This is a genomic window from Pseudomonas sp. S150, assembly GCF_004526365.1.
Taxonomy (GTDB): Bacteria; Pseudomonadota; Gammaproteobacteria; order Pseudomonadales; family Pseudomonadaceae; genus Aquipseudomonas; species Aquipseudomonas putida_A.
The window spans coordinates 1,589,115-1,615,684 of record NZ_CP038207.1 but is presented as its reverse complement, the minus strand read 5'-3'; the positions used below and the strand labels follow the sequence as shown (position 1 = coordinate 1,615,684).

The following is a 26,570-nucleotide window of genomic DNA, read 5'->3' as shown; positions in this document are numbered from 1 at the left end:
GTTCGGGCCTCTTCGCGAGCAAGCCCGCTCCCACAAGGTCTGCGGCCGTTCAAGACGTTTATGTCCGACCGGGGAACCTGTGGGAGCGGGCTTGCTCGCGAAGAACGATGACGCGGTCCTGGATCAGAACTCCAAAGTGCTCGACAACGAAATCTGCCGCGAATCGCCCATCGACACAAAGAACCGGCTCGCCGCGGAGGTGTAGTAGGTGCGGTCGAACAGGTTCTTCACGTTGAGCTGGAACTTGACCTTCTGCCCTTCGAGTCTGGTGTCGTAAGTGGCAAACGCATCGGCCACGGTGTAGCTCGGCAGGTCGAAATCATTCACCGCATTGCCCGCGCGTTCGCCGACATACCGCGCCCCGGCACCGACCCGCAGTTGGTCGCCACCCATCACGCTGCCGAAGTCATACACCGCCGACAATGAACCGCTGTTCTTCGCCACGTTTTGCAAGCGATTGCCTTTGTAGTCCGGGTCTTCGGTGACCTCGGCATCGGTGTAGGCATAGGCGCCGATCAGGCTCCAGCGATCGGTCAACTGCCCGGTCAGGTCCAGTTCCAGACCCCGGGAACGCACTTCGCCAGCCGCGCTGTAAATGGTGGTCGGGCCTTCAGAATTGGAGACCAGCACGTTGCGCTTCTTGATGTCGAACAGCGCGATATTGCCGGTGATGCGCCCCGGCATATCCAGACGCGCACCCAGTTCCCACGACTTGGCCTCTTCCGGCGCAATGCTGCCGTCGAGCACGGTGCTGCTGCCGCTGAGCGGGGCGATGGTCGAGTTGGGTTTGAACGATTCGGTGTAGCTGCCGTAGAACGATAATTCGTCGGTGTAGCGATACACCAGACCGGCGCGCGGTACGAATTTCTGCCCGTTGCTGTCGGTGTTGGCCTTGAACGGCACGCCTTTGCCGGCGTACTGGTCGTACTCCTGGAAGCGTCCGCCGGCGACCAGAATCCACTGGTCGTTGAGGTGTATCGAGTCCTGCAGAAACACCGAATCGCTGCGCAGCAGATCGGTCTGCGCGCTGTCCGCCGGGCTGACCGTGGTGCCTTCGACTTCACGGCCATACACCGGATTGACATAGCTGAAGGTGCTCAGGCTTTTCTGGCGGATCAGGTCAGCGCGGTAGATCTTGCGGTACTCATCGTCAACGCCGAACACCAGATCATGTTGCATGCCCAGCAGGTTGACTTTGCCTTCGAGGCTGGCGGTGGTGAAACGGTCAGTGCTGATCGCGCCTTGCGTGCCGTCCATGCTGCGGGTCAGCGTGCCTTTTTTGGTGTCGATGGCGGTCACGCGGACCTGGCTGGCGTCGTAGGTTTCGCGGTTCCAGCTGTAGCCAAAATGGGCTTTCCAGTCGTCGTTGAGTTCGTGGTCGGCTTCGAAGTGGTACAGGTCGGAACGGCCTTCCATGTCGTTGAACGGCTCGTCCAGACGCTCGTTGCGCGAGATGTCCAGCGGATGGTTGGTGCGCGGATCGATTACCGTGCCCCGGTCGAACGGGGTGAGAAACTCGCGGTGTTCATAGCCGAACGACAGCTGGGTACGCTCGCCGAACCAGGCCAGCGACGGCGCGATCAGCGTCTCGCGGTGAGTGCCGTAGTTGCGCCAGTAATCTTCGTCTTCATGGTCCAGCACCAGCCGATAGGCCAGCCCTGATTCACCCAGCGCACCAGTGCTGTCGAAGGTGCCACCGCTGCCATTTTTGCCGTCGCCGTAGGTGGAACCGCGCAGGGTCAGGGCGTTGTATTGAGTCAGTTCCGGCTTCTTGCTGACCAGGTTGACCACGCCGCCCGGATCCTGAATGCCGTAGAGCAACGAGGCCGGGCCCTTGAGCACTTCGACCCGATCGACCGTCGCGTTCATGCCACGGCCCTGCACGATCGGCATGCCGTCGCGCATGATCGAGCCATTGCGGTTGTCGCCGAAACCGCGGGTCATCACCGAGTCTTGCGTGCTGCCCAAGGTGTTGCCCTGGGTGATGCCGCTGACGTTGGCCAACGCATCGTCGAGATTGCGCGGGGCCTGATCACGGATCACCTGGGCCGGAATCACGTTGACGGTCTGCGGAATTTCCTGCAGCGAAGCCGAGGAGCGCATCACCGAACTGGTCTGCGGCGGCTGATAGCTCATCGACTCGTCACGCATCGACGTGATGGTGGTCGCGCCAAGATTGAGTGCGCCTGCGGTGGGTTGCGGTTCCAGCGCCAGGGTGTGGCTGTCGGTACGGCGAAAGGTCATGCCGGAACCACTGAGCAGGCGTTGCAGCGCCTGTTCGGCGCTCATCTGGCCGCTGACGGCCGGGGCGTTGAGGCCGTACGGCGCTTCATCGGTGTAGACCACGCTTTGCCCGGTGACGCGGCTGAAGTCGCTCAGAGCCTGGGGCAGTGGTTTGGCGCTCAGGGAGAAACTGAACTGTTTCTGTGTCGGGCTGCTGACGGTTTCAGCGGCCAGCGCCACACTCAGCGGCAACAGCGCCAACGCCGAAAAACTCAATGCCGAAACACCCAACCACTGTTTGACCGAACCCGATTTTGCCCTGGACTTCATTGCTCAATGACCTGTGTAGAACCGCAACGGATGCGAATGACTCGCAGTTTCAGTCACTACACGGATGGGGCTGCGGTTTACCTCACCACAAATTTGAAAATATTTTTCGAGAGCAGTGTCGGTAGTTCTGACGCCTTCGCGAGCAAGCCCGCTCCCACATTCTGGAATGCATTCCCCTGTGGGAGCGGGCTTGCTCGCGAAGAGGCCAGTAGACCTAGCGCAAAATAATCAGATGCCCCAGCACCTGATGCTGCTCAAACCCCAGCACCCCTCGCAACGAACTCAGCACCGCCTGCGGATCCTTGCTCGGAAAACTGCCGCTGACCTTGCGCGCTGCCAGTTCATCATTGAGCACAACAATCCGTCCCGGGTAATAGCGCCGCAGATCCTCCACCACATCGGCCAGTGACGCCTTGTAGTAATTCAGCCAGCCCTGACGCCAAGCCAGTTGCGCCTCGCTGTCCACCGCGTGCAGTTTTTCCGCACTGCCCTGCCCGTAAGCCACTTGCTGGCCGGCGGTCAGAATCTGCTGTTGCGCGTTGCGATTCGCCGTCACGCCAACGCGCCCGGACAGCACCGTGACCTGCGCACCTGCGGGCTGCAGACGCACTTCGAATTGCGTGCCGAGCACCCGCGCCTCGCCCTTCTCCGCCGCGACCACAAACGGATCCCCCGTATGCGTGACACTGAAAAATCCGGCACCGCGGCGCAATTGCACATGCCGCTCGCCCTGACTGAAATCCACCGCGATGGCACTGTCGGCATCCAGCGTGACTTGCGATTGATCGGCCAGGGTCACGGTGCGGACTTCACCCGGCGCCGAGACGTAATCGGCACCGAGATCATCGATCCAGCGCTGCGGCTGCCAACCCGTGCCAAGGCTGATCATCAGCATCAGACACGCGGCCATCGCCAGCGCGCCCGACCAGCGCAGCAGCAGTAAACGACGCGGACGATCCATCGCATTGAGGTAGCCCTGCAACGCCAACGCCTCTTCATCGGCCAAGGTACGCGCCGGACTTTCGCTCAACTCCCAGAGCACTTGCGCCTGGGCGTAGGCCTCGGCGTGGGCCGGGTCGGCGCGCAGCCATTGGCTGAAGGTCAGTTGATCGCCGGTGCTCGGGCGGTCGTGCAGCAGGCTCAGCCAGGCGAGCGCGGCCTGCTCCTGAGCAGGCGTCGGGGTGACGCGGTCGGTGACTTTCACGGTGCTTTCCCTGGCAGACGTGGCGCGGGTTCGCGCAGGCTGGCCTTGCAGGCCTCGAGGGCGCGCATCATATGTTTTTCCACGGCGCTTTGGGACAGGCCCATGGCTTTGGCGATGTCTGCGTATTTGCGGCCGTGGATGCGATTGAGCAGGAAGATCTGCCGGGTGCGTTCGGGCAAGGCACGCAACGCCGCCTCGACATGGCGCAGATCATTGCCCGCTTCGAGCGCGGCTTGCGGTTCGCTGCCGTGACTGTCCGGCGCATCCGGTTGCCAGCCCTCATTGACCCGCACCCGCGTGCCTTCGCTGCGCAAGTGATCGATGGCGATGTTGCCGGCGCAGCGCAAAAGATAGGTGCTGAGTTCTTCGACCTGCACCAGCGGCCGTCGCCAGAAACGCAGAAACAGGTCCTGCACCAGATCCGCTGCCGTGGCCCGGCAGCCGACGCGCCGGTTGACCAGCGCTTCCATCTGCGAGCGCTGCGACAGGAACACCTGAAGAAAATGCGCACGCGCGCCGTGCGGTTCGTCGTCGCGGGATTCCGGGGGATGACCGATCAGCATGTCAGACCTGCGCCCAGGCAGCGACCGGACTGGCCAGCAGGCTCAACCCGGCCAGTGCGAGGGCCAGACGTGGGCGATACGGCAGCAACAGCACCAACGCCAAGGCGCTGAGCATGAGCACCGCGAACCAGTCGACCAGACCGAAACTCCAGCCGTGTTCAGCGACTGCCGCCCAAAGCGACAGCCCGAGCAACAGCCAACCGGCGAGTTTCAGACCCCGTGCGCGTCGCGCCGAGGGTTTGTTGCCGAGCAGTTCATCATGGTGCCGAGGCATCGACAGACACAGCGCGCTGAACGCGGCATAGCACAGCAACAACGCCAGCAACATCAGTTGACCTCCTGCTCAAGCGCGATCGGTCGCGGCTTTTCGCGGGATGTTTTTTTCACGCTGACGGCGCCGCCGGCACGCTGCATTTTCCATGCGGCCCAGCCGAGGAACAGACCTGCGCCCAGGCAAGTCAGATCGAAACCCGCCAGCGTCCAGTCACCTTGCGCCAGCGTTACCCCGAGATTCCACGGTGTGGTCAGATTGATCAGCGGCGCCGCGATAAACAGCACGGCAGCCAGCGCGAGCTGTTCGACCCAGGCCTTGCGCCCTTTGCGCAGCAACGCATGCACCACACTCAAAGCCCAGGCGATAAAAAACGCATTCACTTCCTGATCGGCGCGCCCGAGCAGATCTGTCGGCAACAGGCGATTGGCCAAAAAGAACACCGCCACCGCCAACACCAGCCCGGCCATGCTGGCGATGTTCAGCACTTCCACCAGACGCAATTCGAACGGCATCACGCCGCTCTTGGCGTGTTTGAGCTGGCGCTTGCCAAGCCAGATCACCAGCCCGGTGCCGATCATCGCGGTACTCGCCAGACCGCAGATGAAATACAGCCAGCGCAACGTCGCCCCGGCGAAGTGGCCCATGTGCAAACCGTAGAACGTGCCGCCGACTGCCATCGCCACTGGCTGCTCCGGGGTGCTGCCGAGGCGCTCGCCGGTGACGCCGTTGAACGTCACCGCGCGACCGAAATCGTGGACGACGCGGTCGCCACGGCGCGACAGCACCACCGAGGCATTCGCGTCCCCCGGATTGTTCACTGTCAGCCGCGCGGTGCTGCCTCCCGCCCACTGCTCGCTGGCCTTGGCCAGCAGTGGAGCCATCGGGCTCAGCGGCGCCGCCCGGTTGGCTGGCTCAGGGGTCTTCGATGCCGGAAAAACTTCGTCGTAAAAGGTGCGCACGTCGCCGTTATAGGACGCCAGAATGCTCGCCGGCATGACCATCGCCATGAAAATCACCAGGCTGCTGTAGGTGATCATCAAGTGAAACGGCAATACCAGCACGCCGACCGCGTTATGCCCGTCGAGCCATGAACGCTGGCCTTTGCCCGGGCGAAAGGTGAAGAAGTCCTTGAAGATTTTCTTGTGGGTGATGATGCCGGTGATCAGCCCGACGAACATCACCATTGCCGCCATCGTCGCCAGCCAGCGGCCCCATGGATAAGGCATTTGCAGCTGGAAATGGAAGCGATAGAAGAACTCGCCGCCCAGACTTTCGCGGGCCTGGACTTCACTGCCGGTCTGCGCGTCGAGTGTTCTGGATTCGAACTTGCCGCGCTGGCCCGGTGCGTTCGGCACCTGCTGCCAGCGCACCGTTAGGCCCGGGTCACGGGCGTCGGGCAAGTCGATCAGCCAGCGCGAGGCGCCGGCGGCGTGTTGCTGCAGGTAACTTTGCGCCAGGGTCAGGCTCGCTTCGGCATTGATGGGTCGTGCGGGAATTTCCGGCTGCATCCAGTGGCTGATCTCATCCTTGAAATAGGCCAGCGTTCCGGTGAGGAAAATCGCAAACAGCAGCCAGCCGAACACCAGCCCCGTCCACGTGTGCAGCCAGGCCATCGACTGACGAAAGCCCTCTTTCATGCGTAACCCAAGCCCCGCGCGGCACCCGACACCGTTGCCAGAATCACGCTGGGCACCAGCAAACCGACCCACGCCGACCACGCCGTGCGGCAAGCGAAGCACCACAGCACCGCGACCAGATAGACCAGAAAGGAAATGGTCATACCGGTCACCACCGCTTCGGCGCGGCTCAACGGCAGCCACATCGTCAACGCGACACTGGCCAGCGCCGCGACCAGATAGCCGCCGAACACCGCCGCCAGCACCCGCGAAGTGACAGCCAGACGATAGGACATGGGAAGTGAGGCGAGTTTGCCTTTCATGTTTCGACCCTGAAACGAAAAAACGTCCGGCCGACAAGCCGAACCAACAGGCGAGCAATATTAATGATAAATATTCTCATACGCAAAAGCATCTGATTGCCGGACACCCTCGCCCGCCCCTACAATGCGAACAGTTCTTGTTCTCTAACGCATCCAACGTGCGCCCGGAGTAATACCCTTGCCGTCCGCCCATCCCGTCGAATCGCTCTACCACGACCACCACAGCTGGCTCACCGGCTGGTTGCGGCGCAGACTCGGCTGCCCGGACAGCGCGGCGGATCTGGCTCAGGACACCTTCATCCGCGTGCTCACTGCACGTGAACAATCGGTAATTGTTGAGCCGCGCGCGTTTCTCACCACCCTCGCCAAACGTGTGCTGTTCAATCACTACCGCCGCCAGGACCTGGAACGCGCCTACCTCGACACCTTGGCGCAGATGCCGGAAATGGTTGCGCCATCGGAAGAAGACAAAGCGATCATCCTGCAAACCCTGATCGAGCTGGATCAGCTGCTCGATGGCTTGCCACGTCTGGTCAAGCGCGCCTTTTTGCTGGCGCAGGTCGATGGCCTGACTTATCCGCAAATCGCCGCCGAACTGGGCATCTCCGTAGCCACGGTCAAACGCCATCTGCACAAAGCCGCCCTGCGCTGCTATTTCGCCCTATGAACCGCGCTCCGGATTTCTCTGCGCAAGTGGCCGAACAGGCCGTGCACTGGCTGATGGAAATGCAGCAAGGCACGCTCTCCCCGCGTCAGCAACAAGCCTGGCAACAATGGCTGGACGCCCACAGCGAACATCGTCGGGCGTGGGAACACATGCAGCGGGTCAACCAGCGCTTGCGCGGCGTGGCTTCGCCATTGGCCCATGCCGCGTTGAACGGGCAGAAGTCTTCCAGTCGCCGTCAGGCGCTCAAGTTGCTGCTGCTTCTGGGTGCCGGTTCTGCCGTCACCTGGGGCATGCGCGAGCACAATCCGCTGCCGACGCTGCTCGCCGATTACCGCAGCCCGCTGGGGGAGCGCCGCAAAGTTACGCTGGGTGCGGGCAGCCAGTTGCAGCTCAACACCGCGAGCGCAGCGGACGTGGACAGCACGCAACGGCTGATCCGTTTGCTGGAAGGCGAGATCCTCCTAAGCACCGCCCAAGCGTTCGAAGTGCGCACGGCGCAAGGGCTGTTGAAAACCAGTGCTGCCCGACTCAACGTCCGGCAATTTGCCGATCGCACGCAGGTGGCGCTATTCGAAGGCCAGGTCGAATTGATCCGCCACGGGCACGCGCCGATGGGGCTGCCCGTCGCTCGTCAGCTGAGTTTCAGCGCCACTTCCGTCAGCGAAGCCAAGCCACTGGACGCCAACAGCGGCGCCTGGACCGACGGCATGCTGATCGCCGCACACATGCGCCTGGGCGATTTTCTTGAAGAGCTCGGCCGCTACCGTCGTGGCCAGTTGCATTGCGATGCGAAAGTGGCCGACCTGCTGATCTCCGGGACTTATCCACTGGACGACAGCGAGCGGATTCTTGATCTGCTGCAAATCAGTCTGCCGGTGAAAGTGCGGCGGTTTACCCGCTATTGGGTCAGCGTCGAGGCCCGGGTTTAAAACAAAACTGTGGCGAGGAAGCTTGCTCCCGCTGGCCTGCGCAACAGGCCCTCAATACAGTGGCCGCTTCGCGCCCCAACGGCAGCAAGCTCCCTCGCCACAAAATCAGTCATGCAAAAAATATTCGTAAACCGTGAGCCGTTTTTCAGATCTGGCGTGACAGAGAAGGAAAGCCCCCTTGATTCAACCTTCTCAGGATCACCCTTCATGCACCCCACCCGCCTCACGCCACTGGCCCGTCGCCTGCGCAACCTCATACTGGGCGCCAGCCTGAGCTTCAGCGCTCTGCCGGCCATGGCCGCCGAAACCAGGGTTTACCACATCGCCCCGGCATCGCTGGAAAACACCCTCAACCAGTTTGGTCGTGAAGCCGGCGTGCTGATTTCCTTCGGTTCGCAGATCACCAGCGGCGTGCAAAGCCGTGGCCTCGAAGGCAGCTACAGCACCGCAGAAGGTCTCGATGCATTGCTCGAAGGCACCGGCCTGCAAGCCCGCGCCGAAGGCAACAATGCCTTCAGCCTGCAACCGGTCGGCGACACGGCGCTGGAGCTGGACACCTCGAAAGTCGTCGGTGACTGGCTCGGTGAAGCGGCGCAGGTCAACGTGTTCGAACACCCCGGCGCCCGCGATGTGATCCGCCGCGAAGACTTCGAACGTCAAGGCGCGACTCAGGCGCGCGATGTGCTCAACCGCATCCCCGGGGTCAACGCTCCGGAAAACAACGGCACCGGCAGCCATGACATGGCGCTGAACTTCGGCATTCGCGGCCTCAATCCGCGCCTGGCCGCGCGCTCGACCGTACTGATGGACGGCATTCCCGTGCCATTCGCACCGTACGGCCAACCGCAGTTGTCGTTTGCGCCGATCAGCATGGGCAACATGGATGCCGTGGACGTGGTGCGTGGCGGCGGCGCCGTGCGATACGGCCCGCAGAACGTCGGTGGCGTGGTCAACTTCGTGACCCGCGCCATTCCCGACGCGCCGACGGTCAAGGGTGGTTTCCAGACTGAGACCAGTCCGTCGTCGAGCCATGACGGCTTCAAGACCAACGCCAACCTGCTGGCCGGCGGCACCAACGAAAATGGTCTGGGCGGCGCGCTGCTGTACTCCGGCACCCGTGGCGGTGACTGGCGTGAACACAGCGACAGCGAAATCGACGACCTGATCCTCAAGGGCAAATACCAGCTCGACGAGGCCAACAGCTTCAACGCCATGGCCCAGTATTACGAAGGCAAGGCCGACATGCCCGGCGGCCTCAGCGTTGCCGATTACGACGCCGATCCGTATCAGTCGACGCGCCTGAAAGACCAGTTCTGGGGTCGCCGCACAATGTTCAACTTCGGCTATCGCTATCAGGAAGATCGCCGCGAATTCACCGCCAACACCTTCTTCACCAAGACCCTGCGCAGCGGCTATCTGGATCAGGGCAGTTTCCTCTCGCTGTCACCGCGCGAATATTGGGTACGCGGTTTCGAAACGCGTTTCGCCCAAGGCTTCGACCTCGGCCCGACCAGCCATGAAGTCGGCGTCGGTTACCGCTTCATCAACGAGGCCGGCCACGAGTTGCGCTATCGCACGCCGATCAGCAGCAACCAATACCCGACTACCGACAGCCGCAACGACCGCGACACCCGCGGTGGAACCGAAGCCAATGCGTTGTTCGTCGACGATCGCATCGACATCGGCAAATGGACCATCACTCCGGGCGTGCGCTACGAGATGATCGAGTCGCAGCAGACCAACAACCTGACCGACGTCAAATACAAGGGCGACTACAACACCGCGCTGCCGGCGCTGAACGTGCTGTATCACCTGAGCGACAGCTGGAATCTGTACGCCAACACCGAAGGTTCGTTCGGCAGCGTGCAATACAGTCAGATGCCCAACCGTGTGAGCAGCGGCGAAGTCAAACCGGAGAAGGCCGGCACCTGGGAACTCGGAACCCGTTATGACAACGGCACCCTGCGCGCGGAAATCGGTGCGTTCCTGATCAACTTCGACAACCAGTACGAAAGCAACCAGACCAACGATTCGGTGATCGCCCGAGGCGAGACCCGCCATCAGGGCATCGAGACCAGCGTCAACTACGCGCTGGATGACTTGAGCCCGGCACTCGCCGGTTTCGATGTGTACGCCACTTATGCCTATGTTGACGCGACCATCCGTGAGGACGGGCCGAACAAGGGCAATCGCGTGCCGTTCTCGTCGAAACACAAAGGCACGATTGGCGTCGGTTATACCGAGGGCCCGTGGAAACTCAACGTCGACAGCAGCTTCCAGAGCGACCAGTTCGCCGACAATGCCAACACCTCCAGGGAAAGCGCCGACGGCAGCACCGGCAAGATTCCCGGTTACATGCTGTTCAGCAGCCGCGCCGGTTATGACTTCGGCCCGCAATTGTCGGATCTGAACGTGGCGGTGGGGGTGAAGAACATTTTCAACACCCAGTATTTCACCCGCTCGTTTGATGACAACAATAAAGGCAAGTACGTGGGTGAACCGCGCACGGTGTACGTGCAAACCACCCTCGCGTTCTGAGATTGAAAAAACCCTCACCCTAACCCTCTCCCAAGGGAGAGGAGACTGATTGCGGGATGCTTGCGAAGTACGCCGACCTGATTCTACTTTGCCGAATCCATAGTCGAGTCGGTCTTTCAGGTCGATGTTTCACGTCAGACACCTCGGTCGGCCCCCTCTCCCGGAGGGAGAGGGCTGGGGTGAGGGGCCGCTTTCTGATGCCCTGCGCAAAAAACGCCACAAACAAAAACGGGCCTGCTTGCGCAGGCCCGTTCTCATGGGGTGGCTTGAAAAATCAGCGTATCAACTGTTGATCGCTGCCTGTTCGTTCTCGAGAAATTCTTCCTCCAGCAGTGCATCATTCGCCTTGCTGAATGGCACGATGGCGGCGCGAGGTTTGCCTCGCAGTTTGCCAAACAGGTGCTCCAGCGCGTGTTCCAGTTTTTCGGCTGCACCGTCGATCGCCTGTTCCAGCGAATCGGCTTTGTGGGTGACGGAAATCGGTTGATGGCCTTTTGGCCGCGCTTCCAGTTGGCAGCGCAAGTCATGGGGACCTGGTTTGTCGCCGTTCTCGTCGCTCAGGTGGACTTCGACACGGGTCAGGTCTTCTTCATAACGTTCGAGCGTGCTCTCAATAGTTGTACGTACCCACTCCTCCAGTCGCTTACTGCTTTGAATATGGTTATCGCTGTTGACTTGGATTTGCATAGTTCATCCCTTATTTCAGCTAGCTCGCCAGAGGCCTTGAATTGGATTTCCTGACCTCCTGGTTACAACAATCGGCCCGACCGACGAACATTTCAACCCCTGAAAAAAGATAAATATTCATTCGCAAAAAAAGCCGGACAACCGGGCAAGTCACTGGTAAGGTCGGGAGTTGGGTCGCTTCGCAACCCTGCAAAATCTGCTCACAATTGCCCGTCGTTCAACGGGTGCAAGCTGCGGAAAATCCCCGCCTCCTCCACCAGCCAGTCATGCACCGCGCGCACGCCCGGATGGCTCAAGGCCCCCGGCGCATACAGCAGCACGTAGCGTTTGTGGTTGGGCACCGACAGGCCGAACGGCACAATCAACGTCCCGCGCTCCAGTTCATCGTTGAGCAACGTGCGCCGGGCAATCGCCACGCCCATACCGGCGATCGCCGCTTCGATGGTCAGGTGATTGCGATTGAACGTGTGCCCACGCCGTACGTCGGCACCTTCAAAGCCAATCGCGTTCAGATAAAACTCCCATTCCGCATATTCATAACTGCCGCGCCAGGCGGTGATGTCGTGCAACAACGGGAAATGCACCAGGTCCACCGGCCCATGCAGCGGCGGACGTCCACGCAACAGGCTCGGCGCGCACACCGGGAAAATCTGTTCGTCAAGCAAGGCTGTGGATAACAGCCCCGGATAGCTGCCGTCATTCAGGTCAATCGCCAGATCAAAATCGCCCTCATGCAACGGCACGCTGCTGTCCTCTGCCACCAGCCGTAACTGGATGTCCGGATAACGCTGTTGCAAACGCGGCAAACGCGGGGTCAGCCATTTGCTGAGGAACGATGGAATCGAACGCACCCGCAGAATCCCGCTGATCATCCCGGCATCCAGACCGACGCAATTCAGCATCGATGCTGCCATAGGCCTCGTTGACCGTGATGGCCAGTCGCTGGCCTTCCGCACTCAACTCCACACCCCGCGCTCGTCGGTGGAACAGGCGAAAACCCAGTCGCTCTTCCAGTTGGCGAATCTGCTGGCTGACCGCTCCCCGGAGTGATGTGCAGCTCTTCCGCACAACGGGTGAACGACAGGTGCCGCGCGGCACAGGAAAACACCTGCAGCCAGACGTAGGTCTGGGCATGCAATTGACGACTCATTGTTTAGTCCTGCTAAAGGCTTACTTAGGAAATTTCGTTAGTCACGTAGGACCGAGGTAGGCAGTATCGCCGACATTGCGCTTGTCCTACAAAAAATGGCGGCGATTTCTACTCCATTGCTTGTAAGGGTTTAGCATGGCTATCAGTGTTTTCGATCTATTCAAAGTCGGCATCGGTCCGTCCAGTTCCCACACCGTCGGCCCGATGCGCGCCGCCGCGACCTTCGCCCAGGCGCTGATCGAGCAACGCTTGCTCAACGATGTGCGTCGCGTGGAAATCCGTTTGTACGGTTCGCTGTCGGCCACCGGCGTCGGCCACGCCACCGACCGCGCGACGGTCATGGGCCTGATGGGCGAATGGCCGGACAGCATCGATCCGGCGACCATCGATCCACGCATCCAGCAACTGCGCGAAAGCGGCCTGTTGCTGCTTGCCGGCCAGAGAGAAATTTCCTTCAACTGGCAGCGCGATCTCCTGCTGCTGGACGAAAGCCTGCCCTACCACCCCAACGCCATGTCGCTGACAGCCTTCGGCGAAAGCGCCGAGCTGTTCACGCAGACGTACTACTCGATTGGCGGCGGTTTCATCATCGAAGCGGCGGAAGCCGAGTCCGGTGTGGCGCCGGCCGGCGACGTGGTGTTGCCGTTCGATTTTTCCAGCGCTGCCGAACTGCTGAACCTGTGCAGGCAGCACAACTTGCGCGTGTCGGAACTGATGATGGCCAACGAACGGGCCTGGCGCAGCGACGCTGAGATCCGTAACGGCTTGCTGCACATCTGGTCGGTGATGCGCGAGTGCGTCGAACAGGGCTTGCGCCACGAAGGCATCCTGCCCGGTGGGCTGAAAGTGCCGCGCCGCGCGGCGAAATTGCACCGCAGCCTGCTGGAAATCGGCAAGCCGAACGTGATCAGTTCAACGCTGTCGGCGATGGAGTGGGTCAACCTGTTCGCCCTCGCCGTCAACGAAGAGAACGCTGCCGGAGGGCGCATGGTCACCGCGCCGACCAACGGCGCGGCCGGGATCATTCCGGCGGTGCTGCACTACTACATGAAATTCAATCCGGACGCGTCTGACGATGACGTCGTCGCGTTCTTCATGGGCGCCGCCGCCGTCGGCATTCTGTGTAAGAAAAATGCCTCGATCTCCGGCGCCGAAGTCGGCTGCCAGGGCGAAGTCGGTTCGGCCTGCGCCATGGCCGCGGCGGGCCTCGCTGAAGTGCTCGGCGCAACCCCGGAGCAACTGGAAAACGCCGCTGAAATCGGCCTGGAACACAACCTCGGCCTGACCTGCGACCCGGTCGGCGGCCTGGTGCAGGTGCCGTGTATCGAACGCAACGCCATCGCCGCGGTGAAGGCGATCAACGCCACGCAAATGGCCCTGCGCGGCGATGGCAAACACTTCATTTCCCTCGACCGGGTAATCCGCACCATGCGCGATACCGGCGCCGACATGCACGACAAATACAAAGAGACTTCACGGGGCGGCCTGGCTGTGAACTGGGTGGAATGCTGACGCGCATTGCCTGACCGTCCCGGCGGTCCGCAACTTGCGGCCCGCCAACCGTGAGCCCGAGCAAAAATAATAACGAGGCAAAAACGATGACCGATGTACGTACACCTGCTGCCGAAAATCCCGCTGTAGATCGCACACGTAACACCGAAATAGCCCACAAGGGCTGGAGCAAATCCGACACCACCTGGATGCTCGGTCTGTATGGCACCGCCATCGGTGCCGGCACTTTGTTTCTGCCGATCAACGCCGGCGTCGGCGGTTTCTGGCCGTTGCTGATTCTGGCGTTGCTGGCGTTCCCGATGACCTTTTTCGCCCACCGGGGCCTGACCCGCTTCGTCTTGTCCGGGCGTTCGGGCGACATCACCGAAGTCGTTGAAGAACACTTCGGCATCGGTGCCGGCAAGCTGATCACCCTGCTGTACTTCTTCGCGATCTTCCCGATCCTGCTGGTGTACAGCGTTGCACTGACCAACACCCTGAGCAGTTTTCTCGAACACCAATTGCACATCGCCCCGCCACCCCGGGCGATTCTGTCGCTGGCGCTGATCCTCGGCCTGATGGCCATCGTGCGTTGCGGGCAGAACGTGATCGTCAAAGCCATGAGCGTGCTGGTCTATCCGTTCGTCGCCGCGCTGCTGTTGCTCGGCCTGAGCCTTATCCCCAACTGGAACGGCGCGTTCTTCGCCAGCGCCAAGGAAGCGATGCCGCTGTCGACGTTCCTCAAGACCCTGTGGCTGGCGATCCCGGTGATGGTGTTCTCGTTCAACCACTCGCCGATCATCTCCGCCTTCGCGGTTGACCAGAAGCAGCGCTACGGCGCCGAGGCCGAACGCAAGAGCAGCGGCATCCTCGCCATGGCCCACGGGATGATGGTGGTGACGGTGATGTTCTTCTGCTTCAGCTGCGTGCTGGCGCTGTCGCCGGCGGATCTGGCGGCCGCGAAAGCGCAGAACATTTCGATCCTGTCGTACCTCGCCAACCACTTCCAGACCCCGGTCATCGCTTACGCCGCGCCGCTGATCGCGCTGGTGGCGATCACCAAATCCTTCCTCGGCCACTACATCGGCGCCAGCGAAGGCTTTCAGGGCATGATCGTCAAGAGCCTGCGCGGTCGTGGCAAGGTGATGTCGGCGAGCTGGCTGAACCGTGCGACCGCGCTGTTCATGATCCTCAGCTGCTGGGCCGTGGCGACGTTCAACCCGAGCATCCTCGGCATGATCGAAACCCTCGGCGGGCCAGTGATTGCCTGCCTGCTGTTCCTGATGCCGATGTACGCCATCCGCCGTGTGCCAGCCTTGCGCCAGTACTCGGGACAGGCGTCCAACGTGTTCGTGGTGCTGATCGGCCTGATTGCACTGTCGGCGATCATCTACTCGGTTCTGCCCTGAAACGGGCCACAAATGACAAAGGCGAGCCATGGGCTCGCCTTTTTTATGCCGTATCCATTGTCCAACAATTTTCCCGGCACAGCCCTTGCTATGACCTGTGCAGGAGCTGTCGAGTGCAACGAGGCTGCGATCTTTTGATCTGCATGACGCACATCAAGACGCTGCAGAGCAAAAGATCGCAGCCTGCGGCAGCTCCCACTTAAAGCAACAACACAGGCCACGGAATCGCCGATGATCAGGTATTGCGAACCAACCCGATCACGGCCGGTCAACAACTGCACGTTCAATCAGGCGGTGACGCATCATGGACAACCCTTTTCAGATCATTACCGATGCCTTCGCGCCGGACTATCAGATCAACCTGAGCATTCAGGGGCTGGACGGCAGCATCATGCTGACCCTGTCCAACAGCGGCCGAATCGTCGCCAAACGGATGATCAGCGCCGAACAGCGCAACGATCCGGTACGGCTCAAGCGGCTGGTGCAAAGCATTCAGTTCGGCATCGCCATCGAACAGGGCCACAGCGCCATGGCGATCCTTGAAGCGATGACCAGCGGCGACGGGCTTCCTCCGCCACCGCAGCAGAGCAACGGCCAGCCTCGGCCGTCGATGGGGCTTTAAAGCTCGCCCTTCTCGATCTCGGGATGTTCACCGGAGCCGGCGCCGAGCTTGCGTTGCGGTTTTTCGATCTTCACCGACGGAAATTGCGACGAGGCGTAACGCACCACCAGGATCGAGAACGCCAGCAGCAGAATGCCGCCGCACAGATAGATGATGCCCATGTCCGGCGGGTTGTGGTGCGAGACGTTGGAGATCAGCAGGCGGGTCAGCGCAGTGATCGCCACGTAGATCAGGAAGCGCACCGGCATGTGGTTGGTCTTGAAGTAAATCCCGACCATCGCCCCCAGTTCCAGATAGATGAACAGCAACAGAATGTCATCGATCTTGATGTGACCTTCTTCGAGCATGCCGAGAAATTCCATCACCGCCGCCCATGCGGTCACCGCACCAATGGCGAACAGCGCCAGGTAGTGGAAGGTCTCGACGAACAGGTTGCCCAGGGACTCGGCCAGTTGATGCACGTTTTGCCGCAGTTTCTCGGCCCAGTTGATTTTCACGATGATGTTCCTTAGCCCGATGCGAGCGGATGATGCCGGTTGGACGTGACGGTTTTCTGTATGCGCTATGCGCCATGCAGAAACGAGGCCACGCATCATGGCGAGCCGGCATGAAACCTGCGCCGTGGCGTTTGGTCGCACCGTTGAACAGGCACCGTCGTCAGGAATGTTTGTGACGCTATAACTGAAGTTTCTTGATGAATTCGTTACGCTTGAAAAGGCATTAGCTTATAAATGAAATATTATTAATCGGGAAAATCTGTGAACTCACGCACAAACACTCCGGTTATTCACCAGTTAGTTATCCAATAAATGACCAGGGTAATTATTTCCACAGCAGGCCCATCAGCGAAGCTTTAACTGCAGCGGCAATCTTGTTTTGGCAACCGAGTTTCTTCAGGCAATGGTTAATATGGAAGTTTACTGTCCTTTTGCTGATGCCGAGGATCACCGAAACATCGTCCGATGACTTTCCGTCAGCGGTCCATTGCAGGATTTCCTTTTCTCTCTGCGACAGTTCTATCGGCACCGGGAGCACCGAATCGGCGCCGCGCATCTGCAGGCGCGTCAGCCCCAGGTGAGTAATCTGGGCCAGCCAGGACAGCTGCGCCTGTTTGGTTTCGAGTTCCTGCGCGGTGATCGTCCCGCTGCCCCGGGCAAAGGTCACCAGCCCTTGGGTTTCGCTGTTGAGCAGCGTCTGCCCCCAGCCCTCCGAGAGCCCGTGAGCCTGCGCATCCTGCCAGAATTCGGGCATCTGAGCCTTGAGTTCAGCGTCCCACAGCACCGGTTTCACGCTGCGCATTGCGCGCTGGACGTAAGGATCGATGTCCAGGTAACGATTGGCGGAATAGGCAGCTTGCCAGGCGGGCGAATAATTATTGGCGAGAAAAAGACAAGGCTTGGTGATGGGGAAAAGCCGGCGTGACCCGTAAGCCACATAATCAAACTCCAACTGCCTGGCGACGGTCTTGATACTGTCGAACAACAACTCGACATCCGTTGCAGACATGGCGTTTTCCAACAGTTCAGCCTGCCAATATGACATAGAGATTCCTTTCCCACAGTTAATGCTGTCGGCCTCTTGCCAACATGCCTAGCATATTTCCAAATGTTTCCGCTAGCTGTCAAGGGTGACAGGTAGTATGCGAGCGCAGTGTGCACTTTAATCGCCACCCAACCAATCACTAAACGGAATCTGTGATGGATTACTTGTCAGGACGTTATGACGAGTTGACGACACTAAAGCGTCAACGCTTGGCTCAATATCGCTATCAGGTGTTCGTCGAACGCCTCGGCTGGCAATTATCCACGCCGGACGATTTCGAGTTCGACCAATTTGATCACAGCGGCACTCACTACATCGTCGCCGAAGAACACGACGGCAACATCAAGGGATGCGCCCGCCTGCTGCCCACCACCCAGCCGTATCTGCTGAGTGAAGTATTCACTTCGTTGCTCGGCGACAAGCCGGCCCCGTGCGGCGATGACATCTGGGAGCTGTCGCGCTTCACCTCACTGGACCTCGATGCCGAGGGCGGCAAAAACGAACAGATGATGTCCGACGAAAACACCGTCGGCCTGTTCATGGCCACGCTGGAGTACGCCCGAACCTGCGGCGTTTCACATCTGGTGTCAGTGTCCCCGGTTGCCATCGGACGCCTGCTCAGACGTGGCGGCATCGACTACAAATGGCTGGCGCCGCTGCAGGTTCTGGACAACCGAACCCTGGGCGCCTGCTACATCACGGTGCAGTAACCCTGCCCGACACTCGATAACAAGAAAACAAGAAAACACATCAACTGAAGCTGCTGACACGCGTCGAGCAGCACCTTTCGGTGTGGGTCGATTTCACGCCATGGATAGCAACTGCCTTACAACCAACGTTCAACACAGAGGGATGATCATGATCGACATGCACAGGAAAGTTGCCAAAGACATCGTCCACAAGGGCCACGATGACGACGTGCTGATTTACGACGCTCACCACTTGCTGCCGGCCTGGCTGCCGGCCGCCGTCGTGCAACGGGCGAACCTTGATCCAATGGATCTGGAGATCGTCAATCAGGCCTATCGGCTGGACAGCGAACGTCTGGTGCTGCGCTCGCTGCCAACCATCATTGACCTGGAAGAGCTCGAACAGGCAGGCCTGTCGGACTGTCTGCCGGAACTGCTGACGAATTACGAAAAGGCCACCGACCACCTGATCCTCAGCGGCATCTGGGTGCTGGAAAGCACCGAAGCCAAACTGGCTCGACTGCCCGGTTGCGGCAACGGCCTGAGCCTCGATCAGCGCCGGCAGGTACATGATGTCCTGAAAAACCTGGACGGCTGCCCGCAGCAGGGTCTGCTCTATTTCACCCTGTTCAACGACACCGCCAATTACTTTTTCTACCGCAAGCACCACGAGCACGTGCCCGGCCTGATGCTGATCGAAGCGGCACGCCAGGCGATGTACGCGCAGTTCTACGAGCACAGCGGTTATGCCCGCGGTGAGGTGTCGATTTCCATCGTTGATCTGCTGTCGAGTTTTCCCCGTTACACCGAGTCTTCGTTTCAGGTGGATGTGCTGGTTGGCGACTACGAAGGCATGGCCCAGCCACGGGCACGCAAGGTCGACAAGCGTGCGCGATTCTTCCAGCGGGGCGAGCTGGTGGCCGACATTCGCCTGCACGGTGAAGTGATCAAGATGCCGGTGTTCAAGCGCATGCGCAATATCAACATCGACCCCGCCTGCTGGTTCCGTCCGCTCAAGGGCATACGCCATGAAGTGCTGGTGCGCCTGGATTCAGGTCGTCACCTCTCCGCCCGCCTTGAGCTGCTGTCGATGGCCGGCCTGCAAGTGCAATGCGACAGCCCGCTCGAGGCTTCCGAGCGCGGACACGTCTACCTGTACCTGGAAAACGAAGGGATGATCAGCCTGCCGTTGCAATCGCTGCACGCCAGCGACGCGACAAAGGCCGGCACGCTCAAACTGCACCTGGCAGAGCTGGATTCGCCGTTGCGCTTCAAGTGGCGCGAAGTGCTCAAACAGTTCGCTTACTTCTCCCACGAAGAAACCGCCCCGGTTCCGGCGCCCGTCCTCGGCCAACCGTTGTGGATGACCTTCGACCAAGCTTCGGCGATGCCCGAACAAAGGAAGGAAGCATGATGCCGCGCTATCCCCACGTGCTGGAGCCGCTGCGGCTGGCCGGCGGGCTGGAGTTGCGCAATCGGCTGTTCTTCGCGTCGATGGGCGTGGACCTGGCCGATCACAGCGGGTGCGTGACGCCCGCCATGATCGAGTTCTATCAGGGCATCATGGAGGGCGGTTGCTCCATGGCGTTTCTGTGCAACGCCACGGTCTCGCCGCAATCGCGTCTGCAGAGCACCGGGCTCGGCCTGTTCGAGGAGCATCAGGGCGAATCGCTCAAGGCGATGTTCGCGATGGCCGAGCAGGTCAACACGCCGGTGGGTGTGCAACTGCAGCATTACGGCGGTCAGGGCACCACCACCCACACCGGCGTTGCCGTGCTGACCCCGAGTGGTGTGCCCTGCCCGCGCGTGTCGAAACTCGATCCGGATTACCGCGTGCGGATCATGGACGAAAGCGACATCGCCCTGGTGATCGAGCAGTTCGCCCATTCCGCCTGGCTGGCCTGGACCAACGGCGCGCGACTGGTGCAGTTGCAGGCATCCAACGGCTACCTGCTGAGCAGTTTTCTCTCGCCGCACACCAACAAGCGCACTGACCGATATGGCGGCAGCGAAGAGAACCGTGCGCGCCTGTTGCTCGACGTGGTCAAGGCCATCCGCGAGCGCACCCAGGGCCAACTGATCGTCACTATTCGTCTGGGCATCGACGACCGTCTGGGCGCTGAAGGGCTGCAATATCCGGACCTCAAGGAAACCGTGCAGGCGCTCTGTCAGGCCGGCGTTGCCGCGCTGGAATGTTCGATGTGCATGGGCGCGACCTTCGGCCAGTTGATCGTGCATTCGGAGACCATGGACCACTACCTGCAAGCCGGAGTGCGGGCGATCAAGTCGGTGTCGACAGTGCCGGTGGGTTACGCCGGTTTCATCGACGGTCTGGACAAGGCCGAGCAGTTGCTCGCCGACGGCGTATGCGATTGGGTGGGGATGTCGCGGGCGCTGTTTGCCGACAACGACCTGATCAATAAAACCCTGCAGGGCCGCTCCGCCGACATCCACAAATGCCGATGGGACAGCCAGTGCTTCAGTGACAAAAGCAATCCGCGACTGGATCGGGTGTATTGCTGCGTAAACCCGAAATATTTACGCCCCGCGTTGGCATAAGGAGATGCGACATATGTACGATTTTCTAGGAAAAGTCTGCCTGGTCACCGGCGGCACCAGCGGCATTGGCGAAACCGTCAGCGAACGCCTGATCAAGGCCGGCGCCGATGTGATCGTGTTCGGCCGGGACGAGGAAAAAGGCGCGGCGCTGGCCGATCGGCTGGGTGAACACTGCCGCTTTATCGCCTGCGATGTCGGTGATCCGGCGCAGGTCGAGCAGGCGTTCGCGACCATTCGTTCGGCCTACGGCCGCCTCGATTGCGCGTTCAACAATGCCGGCGTGACCGCCAAATACGGAGCGCTCGCGCAATCGTGCCCGGAGGACTGGATGAAGGTGATGAACATCAACGTCAACGGCACCTACCACTGCATGCGCCATGAACTGCAACTGATGCTCATCCGCGGCACCGGGGCCATCGTCAATACCTCGTCCTGCGCCGGTGTGGTACCGATTGGCGGCCAGGTCGCCTATGTCGCCAGCAAGCAGGCGATCAACGGCATGACCCAGGTGGCGTCGATCGAAAATGCGCGGCTGGAAGACGGCGGCTGCATTCGCGTCAATGCGGTCGCCCCGGGGCCGATCCTCGGCGGCATGAACAGCGAGGCACGCCTGAAAGCCGCACCGGAAAACACCCAGCGCAAAATCAACGTGACGTCGATGAAACGCTTCGGCACGGCGGACGAAGTGGCCAACGCGGTGCTCTGGCTGCTCAGCGATCAATCCGCATACGTCACGGGTGTGATCATGCCTATCGATGGTGGTTACGCCAGCGGCAAGTTCTGAAATCAAAAAAACCAACGACCCGCCGTGTGCGGGTCGTTTTGTTTGAGGCGCGTGCATCAGGAAAAATGCCGAATCCGGTCTACATTGAAAAGCCACTACCCAAAGCGCAGGGATTCGCTTATCCTTTCGCTGTATATAAATACAGTAGTCGCTAAGACAACTAAATGTGAAGGCATGTGAGGTGGTGAATGGCCGTCGAAGTGGTATACCGCAGCAGCCGAGATCTGGAGCGCTTGTTCATGGATAAAGCCGAAGCTGACCGTCATGACAAAATGCTCGAACTGGCCGAGATGCTGTCCGAAGTGTTGCAAAAAGCCGTGCCGTCGCTGAACGAGCAGCAGGTTGAAGAAGTCGGAATCTACATGGCGAAGAACCGCGATGTGTTCGCCAAGGCCTTCAAGAGCCAGCCTGATGCGCTGTCGGAGCTGATCAATGCACCGGCAGAAGTAGTCGAAAAAGACGCAGCGGCTGAGCCGGAAGAAGCTCCAGTGAAGCCGGTTAAAGCGGCGAAAGCTGCCAAGTAACCACGTTTGAATCGAAAAGATCGCAGCCTGCGGCAGCTCCTACAGGGAATACGCATTCCATATGTAGGAGCTGGCGCAGGCTGCGATCTTTTGCTTTTCAGCGATACAGGACTTTCTCTGCCAACTCATCCGCTACCCGCGCCGGCGAACGCTTCTCGGCCTGCGCATGGGCAAACACTTCGGTCAGCCGCGAACTGATCTTCGACAGGTGCGCAGTAATTGTCCCCAGCTCTTCGCCGCGATGCTTGAGCGAGACATAAATCAACCCGCCCGCATTGATCACATAATCCGGTGCATACAGAATCCCGCGCCGCTCCAGTTGATCGGCCACGTCCAGATGCGTCAGTTGATTGTTCGCTGAACCGGCCACCGCCGAGCAGCGCAGTTGCGTCACCGTGTGACTGTTGAGCACCCCGCCCAGGCCGCACGGCGCAAGGATGTCGCAGGGTGTACTGAGCAAGGCGTCGTTGGCGATCGGATGCGCGTTAAGCTGTTCCATCGCCAGTTGCACCTTGCCGTGATCGATATCGCTGACCAGCAATTCGGCGCCTGCCGCGTGTAGCTGCTCGGCCAGTGCATAACCGACGTTGCCCAAGCCCTGAATCGCCACGCGCAAGCCTTCAAGATTGTCGCTGCCCAGCCGCGCCATGGCGGTGGCGCGAATCCCTGTGAACACGCCCATCGCCGCATGCGGCGCCGGGTCGCCGGCCGAGGTGGTGCTGGTGACATGCTGGGTCTGCTGGGCAATGCAATCCATGTCCGCCACCGAAGTGCCGCTGTCGATGGCGGTGATGTAGCGACCGTCGAGCTGCTCGATGCAGCGGCCAAACGCTTCGAACAACGCAGCGCGGTTTTCCACATGCGCCGGGCGCACAATCACCGCCACCCCGCCGCCCTGATCGAGCCCGGCCAGTGCCGCCTTGTAGCTCATGCCCTGTGCCAGGCGAATGGCGTCCTCGACTGCGGATTCGTCGTTGGGATAGGCAAGATAACGACAACCGCCCAAGGCAGGCCCGAGGCGACTGTTATGAATGGCAATGACCGCCTTCAACCCGGTGACAGGGTCAACGCTGAGGTGCAGCGATTCCAGGCGAGTGCTTTGCATGAGAGCGAACATCGGCAGGCTCCCGAATCACTTCTGGTAGACGCCAGTATAGGCTTGCGCCCAAAAATTGCTGAAGCGCACCGGAATAAGCGCCCGCTTCGACGGCGACTTTGCGGCATAACCTGGCCGGTACTGGACGAATGGCGCGGACGGGGCTAAAACGAGGCATTCCCCGGAGATTTCGATGAGTCCGCGCCAACGCTTTTTCGAGTGTCTGCACCGTTCACCGCCCGCGCTGTTCGAAGCGGCGCTGTGGATGGCTGCCGAGCACGAAAAAGGCCTCGATGTAGAAGCGCTGCAACAGGACTTCAAGGAGCTGCAACAGCGCGTCAGCTACGGCTTGCCGATGCTGCCAGTCAGCGAACTGGCGCAACCGTTGCTGCGGCGGTTGAATGATCTGGGCTTCTCTCAGGACGATTTTCTGCCGCTACGCCCACAAGTCGCGTTGTTGCACAAAGTGTTGCAGACCCGCCGCGGCCAGCCGCTGACCCTGTCCCTGATTGCTCTGGAACTGGCCCGTGGTCTGGAGATTCCGCTGGTCGGGGTGAACTTCCCCGGGCATTTCCTGCTGCGGGTACCCGGTGCTGATCACCTGCTGGATCCCTGCGGCGGTCGGCGGCTGTACCCCAATGACTGTCGCGAGTTGTTGCAACGTCAGTACGGCGCGCACCTCAAACTCAACGCTGACCATCTGGCCACCGCCAGCCCAGAGCAGATGCTCCAGCGCCTGTCACGCAACCTGCGGCAGTTGCATCTGGCCCATGAGGATTACATTGCCGCGCTGATCGATGCCGAACGCGTGCTGGAACTGGGCGGTGCCAGCGCCGCCGATTATCTGGCCCGCGCCAGCCTGTATCAACGGCTCGATTGCCCGAACGCGGAGCGCTTCGATCTGGAGCATGCGCTGCTGCTCAGTGATGATCCGATCCAGCGCCTGCGCCTGACTGAGCGGCTTGGGCACCTGCCGCCGAATTCAGTCGTCCACTAATCCCTGGGAGCGAGCTTGCTCGCAAAGCGTCGTGTCAGCGATGAATGCATCGAAGCCTGAATCGCCTTCGCGAGCAAGCCCGCTCCCACAGGGTTCAGCGTGAACCCATCCTTCTGCATCACAACGATCCCTTGTGGGAGCGTGGCTTGCCCGCGATGCAGACGCACCGGTTTTTCTGTCAGACCGCGTTATCGTTCTTCGCGAGCAAGCTCGCTCCCACATTGGATTGCGGGATATCTGAAGGCGAGCGCACCTGGATGATCAGCAGCGCCGCAATAACCGCCGGAATCGCGCAGAAGAAGAAAATCTGCGTCACCGGAATGTGCATCGCCAGCAGCATGCTGCCGAACAACGGCCCGAGGATCGAACCGAAGCGCCCTACCCCCAACGCCCAGCCAGTGCCCGTGGCGCGTACATGCGCCGGGTAGAAGTTGCTGGCGAAGGCGTTCAGCGTCAGTTGCCCACCGATGATGCAGAACCCGGCGGCAAACACGCAGGCCACCAGATAGCGCGGGTTGTCGTGGTTCAAGCCCAGCAGAATCGTGCACAGCGCCGCCCCGGCCAACACCGCGCAGAGCAGCCGGACCTTGCGTTTCAGGCGGTCGGCGAACCAGGCCATGCACACCGCGCCCAAAGTGCCGGCGAACAGGAACATCGAGGTCACCAGGTTGGCTTCATTGAGTTTCAGACCGCTTTCCAGCAACAGCGTCGGCAGCCAGCTGATCATGAAATACAACAGAATCAGGCTGACAAAAAACGTCGCCCAGATCAGCAGAGTCGGTCGTGCATAACCGTTGCGGAACAGCTCGACCACGGTCAGCTTGCTGCCCTGCTCGCGCTCGTTCTGTTCAACGGTCGCGGCCGGCGGTTGCCAGTCCGGCAGCATTCGCGCGGTGACTTTGCGCAGGCGCACATAGGGCGGTGCATCGCGCAGCAGACGCGGCAGCGATTCCGGCAGCATCCACCACAGGAACGGGAACAGCAGCAACGGCGTGACACCACCGGCAAGGAACACCGCTTGCCAGCCAAAGCGGTCGATGAAGCCAGCGGCGACAAAACCACCCGCCGCACCGCCAAACGAAAACCCGCAAGCGGCCAGCGTCACCATCAAGGTGCGCAGACGAGGCGGTGAATATTCCGACATCAAGGCCATGGCACTGGGCATCGCACCGCCCATGCCGATACCGCAGATGAAGCGCGCGATCATCAAGGTGTTCAGAGAATCGGCGAACACCATCAACACCGTCAGGCTGGCGTAGATCAGCACGCAGGCGAGCAGGATTCGCCGCACGCCGAAGCGATCGGCCAGCGGCGTCACCGCGAGCGAGCCGAGCGTGAGGCCCAACAGGTTGGCGCTGAAAACCGGCCCGAACGCGGCTTTCTCCAGCCCCCAGTCCTGAGCCAGAGCCGGCACCACGTAACCGAGCACCTGGGCGTCATAGCCGTCGGTGACTAGCAGCAAGGCGAGCAGGATCAGCAATAACCACTGATACCGGGACACAGGACGGGCGTCGAGTGCCGCGCGAAAGCTGGCAATCTGGTTGTGCATCGCAAGGTACCTGTTTTGTTTTTATGATTTTTTTGGCGGGCGCCGAATCTCCCCTGTGGGAGCGGGCTTGCTCGCGAAAGCGGTGTATCAGTCAGCATCCCGGTACCTGACACTCCGCTTTCGCGAGCAAGCCCGCTCCCACATTGGGGCAAGGTGAAGCTTTAAGGGGTATCCGGCTGATTGGCCGGATGCGCCTTGATGAACGCCGAATGCTCAGCCGCCAACGCCGCCACCCGACAAATCCGCGGGTAAGCCTGCAGCGAAACACCGAAGCGCTCGGCCGCATACAACTGCGGAATCAGATAAACATCCGCCACACACGGCCACTCACCGAAACAGAAACCGCTGTCACCGATCAATTGCTCGACGGCCGCCAGCCCCTGACTGATCCAGTGCGCGATCCACTCCACCACCTGCGGCTCTTCGTGGCCCAACTGACGCAGGCGATTGAGCACGCTGACGTTATGCAGCGGATGCACATCGCAGCCGATCACCGCCGCCACACCGCGAACATGAGCACGGGCAGCGAGGTCTTCGGGCAGCAATGGCAGCTGTGGATAACGCTCTTCCAGGTACTCGATGATCGCCGGCGACTGAATCAGCAGCTCGCCGTCATCGGTGCGCAGGGCCGGCACCCGGCCCTGCGGATTGATCGCCAGATACGCCGGCTGGCGATGCTCACCTCCCGACGGCGCGATCAGATTGACCGGCAACGCTGTGTAGTCGAGCCCTTTCAGCGCCAACGCGATACGCACCCGATAAGACGAGGTCGAGCGGTAATAGGTGTAGAGATCCATGATCCGC

23 protein-coding genes and 2 pseudogenes are annotated in these 26,570 nt (G+C 60.7%); 12 read left to right on the top strand and 13 right to left on the bottom strand.

From position 1 onward, the window contains the following. Nucleotides 1-123 precede the first annotated feature (123 nt). From E3Z29_RS07345 to E3Z29_RS07320, 6 genes are all read right to left on the bottom strand, one after another. The gene (locus E3Z29_RS07345) at nucleotides 124-2,553 is read right to left on the bottom strand and encodes a TonB-dependent receptor (protein WP_115988177.1); all 2,430 of its coding nucleotides are present in this window, start codon (nucleotides 2,551-2,553) and stop codon (nucleotides 124-126) included. 214 nt (nucleotides 2,554-2,767) lie between these two features. Beyond that, a complete protein-coding gene (locus E3Z29_RS07340) occupies nucleotides 2,768-3,757 on the bottom strand; it encodes a FecR family protein (protein ID WP_134785469.1) in 990 nt (329 codons plus the stop codon). Next, nucleotides 3,754-4,320, bottom strand: a complete 567-nt coding sequence (locus E3Z29_RS07335) for an RNA polymerase sigma factor (protein WP_003221797.1) — start codon at nucleotides 4,318-4,320, stop codon at nucleotides 3,754-3,756. The genes E3Z29_RS07340 and E3Z29_RS07335 overlap by 4 nt, the downstream gene beginning before the upstream one ends. Nucleotide 4,321: 1 nt before the next feature. Then, nucleotides 4,322-4,648, bottom strand: coding sequence for a DUF3325 domain-containing protein (locus E3Z29_RS07330; protein WP_134785468.1), 327 nt, complete (start codon nucleotides 4,646-4,648; stop codon nucleotides 4,322-4,324). Continuing rightward, entirely contained in the window at nucleotides 4,648-6,231 is a 1,584-nt protein-coding gene (locus E3Z29_RS07325) for a PepSY domain-containing protein (protein ID WP_134785467.1), read from the bottom strand. The genes E3Z29_RS07330 and E3Z29_RS07325 overlap by 1 nt, the downstream gene beginning before the upstream one ends. After that, nucleotides 6,228-6,533: a DUF3649 domain-containing protein gene (locus tag E3Z29_RS07320; protein ID WP_007967542.1), complete on the bottom strand. Its 306-nt coding sequence runs from the start codon at nucleotides 6,531-6,533 to the stop codon at nucleotides 6,228-6,230. Before E3Z29_RS07320 ends, E3Z29_RS07325 begins: the two co-directional genes overlap by 4 nt. 178 nt (nucleotides 6,534-6,711) lie before the next feature. Between E3Z29_RS07320 and E3Z29_RS07315 the strand changes: the two genes are divergently transcribed. The 3 genes from E3Z29_RS07315 (at nucleotide 6,712) to fecA (ending at nucleotide 10,667) form a co-directional block, all read left to right on the top strand. Further along, the gene (locus tag E3Z29_RS07315) at nucleotides 6,712-7,200 is read left to right on the top strand and encodes a sigma-70 family RNA polymerase sigma factor (protein ID WP_134785466.1); all 489 of its coding nucleotides are present in this window, start codon (nucleotides 6,712-6,714) and stop codon (nucleotides 7,198-7,200) included. Then, nucleotides 7,197-8,129 (top strand): DUF4880 domain-containing protein, encoded by a 933-nt coding sequence (locus E3Z29_RS07310; RefSeq protein ID WP_134785465.1) that lies wholly within the window; start codon nucleotides 7,197-7,199, stop codon nucleotides 8,127-8,129. Before E3Z29_RS07315 ends, E3Z29_RS07310 begins: the two co-directional genes overlap by 4 nt. A gap of 207 nt (nucleotides 8,130-8,336) precedes the next feature. Next, nucleotides 8,337-10,667 (top strand): TonB-dependent Fe(3+) dicitrate receptor FecA, encoded by a 2,331-nt coding sequence (gene fecA, locus E3Z29_RS07305; protein WP_134785464.1) that lies wholly within the window; start codon nucleotides 8,337-8,339, stop codon nucleotides 10,665-10,667. A 282-nt stretch (nucleotides 10,668-10,949) separates the two neighbouring features. Here fecA and E3Z29_RS07300 read toward each other — a convergent pair whose 3' ends face one another. Next, nucleotides 10,950-11,354, bottom strand: a complete 405-nt coding sequence (locus E3Z29_RS07300; RefSeq protein ID WP_027610895.1) for an HPF/RaiA family ribosome-associated protein — start codon at nucleotides 11,352-11,354, stop codon at nucleotides 10,950-10,952. Nucleotides 11,355-11,554: 200 nt separating this feature from the next. Continuing rightward, nucleotides 11,555-12,504 (bottom strand): annotated as a pseudogene (locus E3Z29_RS07295) (LysR substrate-binding domain-containing protein). A 135-nt stretch (nucleotides 12,505-12,639) separates the two neighbouring features. Between E3Z29_RS07295 and E3Z29_RS07290 the strand changes: the two are divergent. The 3 genes from E3Z29_RS07290 (at nucleotide 12,640) to E3Z29_RS07280 (ending at nucleotide 16,026) form a co-directional block, all read left to right on the top strand. Next, nucleotides 12,640-14,016 (top strand): L-serine ammonia-lyase, encoded by a 1,377-nt coding sequence (locus tag E3Z29_RS07290; RefSeq protein ID WP_134785463.1) that lies wholly within the window; start codon nucleotides 12,640-12,642, stop codon nucleotides 14,014-14,016. A gap of 86 nt (nucleotides 14,017-14,102) precedes the next feature. After that, complete coding sequence (locus E3Z29_RS07285; RefSeq protein ID WP_134785462.1) at nucleotides 14,103-15,404, top strand: HAAAP family serine/threonine permease; 1,302 nt, start codon at nucleotides 14,103-14,105, stop codon at nucleotides 15,402-15,404. A 304-nt stretch (nucleotides 15,405-15,708) separates the two neighbouring features. Beyond that, on the top strand, nucleotides 15,709-16,026 hold the full coding sequence (locus E3Z29_RS07280; RefSeq protein WP_007968083.1) for a DUF3509 domain-containing protein: 318 nt from the start codon (nucleotides 15,709-15,711) through the stop codon (nucleotides 16,024-16,026). Here the strand turns inward: E3Z29_RS07280 and E3Z29_RS07275 are convergent. Together E3Z29_RS07275 and E3Z29_RS07270 are read right to left on the bottom strand one after the other, a co-directional pair. Beyond that, nucleotides 16,023-16,523 carry a phosphate-starvation-inducible protein PsiE gene (locus tag E3Z29_RS07275; RefSeq protein ID WP_003221775.1) on the bottom strand — a complete coding sequence of 167 codons (501 nt, stop codon included), beginning with the start codon at nucleotides 16,521-16,523 and terminating at the stop codon, nucleotides 16,023-16,025. The genes E3Z29_RS07280 and E3Z29_RS07275 overlap by 4 nt on opposite strands. 325 nt (nucleotides 16,524-16,848) lie before the next feature. Beyond that, a complete protein-coding gene (locus E3Z29_RS07270; protein WP_027610892.1) occupies nucleotides 16,849-17,568 on the bottom strand; it encodes an autoinducer binding domain-containing protein in 720 nt (239 codons plus the stop codon). A 155-nt stretch (nucleotides 17,569-17,723) separates the two neighbouring features. On the opposite strand from E3Z29_RS07270, the gene E3Z29_RS07265 reads away from it, so the two are divergent. The 5 genes and pseudogenes from E3Z29_RS07265 to E3Z29_RS07245 all read left to right on the top strand — a co-directional run. Further along, the gene (locus E3Z29_RS07265) at nucleotides 17,724-18,278 is read left to right on the top strand and encodes an acyl-homoserine-lactone synthase (protein ID WP_027610891.1); all 555 of its coding nucleotides are present in this window, start codon (nucleotides 17,724-17,726) and stop codon (nucleotides 18,276-18,278) included. Between the two features lie 148 nt (nucleotides 18,279-18,426). Beyond that, nucleotides 18,427-19,671 carry an AfsA-related hotdog domain-containing protein gene (locus tag E3Z29_RS07260; protein ID WP_115990443.1) on the top strand — a complete coding sequence of 415 codons (1,245 nt, stop codon included), beginning with the start codon at nucleotides 18,427-18,429 and terminating at the stop codon, nucleotides 19,669-19,671. After that, entirely contained in the window at nucleotides 19,668-20,816 is a 1,149-nt protein-coding gene (locus E3Z29_RS07255; RefSeq protein WP_098967261.1) for an NADH:flavin oxidoreductase, read from the top strand. The genes E3Z29_RS07260 and E3Z29_RS07255 overlap by 4 nt, the downstream gene beginning before the upstream one ends. 13 nt (nucleotides 20,817-20,829) lie before the next feature. After that, nucleotides 20,830-21,600 (top strand): SDR family NAD(P)-dependent oxidoreductase, encoded by a 771-nt coding sequence (locus E3Z29_RS07250; protein ID WP_134785461.1) that lies wholly within the window; start codon nucleotides 20,830-20,832, stop codon nucleotides 21,598-21,600. Nucleotides 21,601-21,788: 188 nt separating this feature from the next. Continuing rightward, nucleotides 21,789-22,043: pseudogene (locus tag E3Z29_RS07245) on the top strand (YebG family protein); the annotation flags it as partial. 178 nt (nucleotides 22,044-22,221) lie between these two features. On the opposite strand, the gene E3Z29_RS07240 reads toward E3Z29_RS07245, so the two are convergent. After that, the gene (locus E3Z29_RS07240; RefSeq protein ID WP_047597781.1) at nucleotides 22,222-23,241 is read right to left on the bottom strand and encodes a Glu/Leu/Phe/Val dehydrogenase dimerization domain-containing protein; all 1,020 of its coding nucleotides are present in this window, start codon (nucleotides 23,239-23,241) and stop codon (nucleotides 22,222-22,224) included. 172 nt (nucleotides 23,242-23,413) lie between these two features. Here E3Z29_RS07240 and E3Z29_RS07235 point away from each other — a divergent pair, with 172 nt between their 5' ends. Then, a complete protein-coding gene (locus E3Z29_RS07235; RefSeq protein WP_027610885.1) occupies nucleotides 23,414-24,217 on the top strand; it encodes a SirB1 family protein in 804 nt (267 codons plus the stop codon). Between the two features lie 178 nt (nucleotides 24,218-24,395). On the opposite strand, the gene E3Z29_RS07230 is transcribed toward E3Z29_RS07235, so the two are convergent. Both E3Z29_RS07230 and maiA read right to left on the bottom strand, forming a co-directional pair. Further along, nucleotides 24,396-25,766, bottom strand: a complete 1,371-nt coding sequence (locus E3Z29_RS07230) for an aromatic acid/H+ symport family MFS transporter (RefSeq protein ID WP_134785460.1) — start codon at nucleotides 25,764-25,766, stop codon at nucleotides 24,396-24,398. Between the two features lie 161 nt (nucleotides 25,767-25,927). Beyond that, entirely contained in the window at nucleotides 25,928-26,563 is a 636-nt protein-coding gene (maiA, locus tag E3Z29_RS07225) for a maleylacetoacetate isomerase (protein ID WP_098967252.1), read from the bottom strand. Nucleotides 26,564-26,570: the final 7 nt, after the last annotated feature.

Excerpts from the sequence above, each read along its gene's own strand:
- E3Z29_RS07335 (WP_003221797.1), bottom strand. The coding sequence starts at position 4,320 with ATGCTGATCGGTCATCCCCCGGAATCCCGCGACGACGAACCGCACGGC.
- E3Z29_RS07270 (WP_027610892.1), bottom strand. The coding sequence starts at position 17,568 with ATGTCATATTGGCAGGCTGAACTGTTGGAAAACGCCATGTCTGCAACG.
- E3Z29_RS07230 (WP_134785460.1), bottom strand. The coding sequence starts at position 25,766 with ATGCACAACCAGATTGCCAGCTTTCGCGCGGCACTCGACGCCCGTCCT.
- E3Z29_RS07255 (WP_098967261.1), top strand. The coding sequence starts at position 19,668 with ATGATGCCGCGCTATCCCCACGTGCTGGAGCCGCTGCGGCTGGCCGGC.
- E3Z29_RS07240 (WP_047597781.1), bottom strand. The coding sequence starts at position 23,241 with ATGTTCGCTCTCATGCAAAGCACTCGCCTGGAATCGCTGCACCTCAGC.
- fecA (WP_134785464.1), top strand. The coding sequence starts at position 8,337 with ATGCACCCCACCCGCCTCACGCCACTGGCCCGTCGCCTGCGCAACCTC.
- E3Z29_RS07265 (WP_027610891.1), top strand. The coding sequence starts at position 17,724 with ATGGATTACTTGTCAGGACGTTATGACGAGTTGACGACACTAAAGCGT.
- maiA (WP_098967252.1), bottom strand. The coding sequence starts at position 26,563 with ATGGATCTCTACACCTATTACCGCTCGACCTCGTCTTATCGGGTGCGT.
- E3Z29_RS07280 (WP_007968083.1), top strand. The coding sequence starts at position 15,709 with ATGGACAACCCTTTTCAGATCATTACCGATGCCTTCGCGCCGGACTAT.
- E3Z29_RS07300 (WP_027610895.1), bottom strand. The coding sequence starts at position 11,354 with ATGCAAATCCAAGTCAACAGCGATAACCATATTCAAAGCAGTAAGCGA.
- E3Z29_RS07330 (WP_134785468.1), bottom strand. The coding sequence starts at position 4,648 with ATGTTGCTGGCGTTGTTGCTGTGCTATGCCGCGTTCAGCGCGCTGTGT.
- E3Z29_RS07250 (WP_134785461.1), top strand. The coding sequence starts at position 20,830 with ATGTACGATTTTCTAGGAAAAGTCTGCCTGGTCACCGGCGGCACCAGC.
- E3Z29_RS07310 (WP_134785465.1), top strand. The coding sequence starts at position 7,197 with ATGAACCGCGCTCCGGATTTCTCTGCGCAAGTGGCCGAACAGGCCGTG.
- E3Z29_RS07345 (WP_115988177.1), bottom strand. The coding sequence starts at position 2,553 with ATGAAGTCCAGGGCAAAATCGGGTTCGGTCAAACAGTGGTTGGGTGTT.
- E3Z29_RS07235 (WP_027610885.1), top strand. The coding sequence starts at position 23,414 with ATGAGTCCGCGCCAACGCTTTTTCGAGTGTCTGCACCGTTCACCGCCC.
- E3Z29_RS07285 (WP_134785462.1), top strand. The coding sequence starts at position 14,103 with ATGACCGATGTACGTACACCTGCTGCCGAAAATCCCGCTGTAGATCGC.
- E3Z29_RS07260 (WP_115990443.1), top strand. The coding sequence starts at position 18,427 with ATGATCGACATGCACAGGAAAGTTGCCAAAGACATCGTCCACAAGGGC.
- E3Z29_RS07325 (WP_134785467.1), bottom strand. The coding sequence starts at position 6,231 with ATGAAAGAGGGCTTTCGTCAGTCGATGGCCTGGCTGCACACGTGGACG.
- E3Z29_RS07320 (WP_007967542.1), bottom strand. The coding sequence starts at position 6,533 with ATGAAAGGCAAACTCGCCTCACTTCCCATGTCCTATCGTCTGGCTGTC.
- E3Z29_RS07290 (WP_134785463.1), top strand. The coding sequence starts at position 12,640 with ATGGCTATCAGTGTTTTCGATCTATTCAAAGTCGGCATCGGTCCGTCC.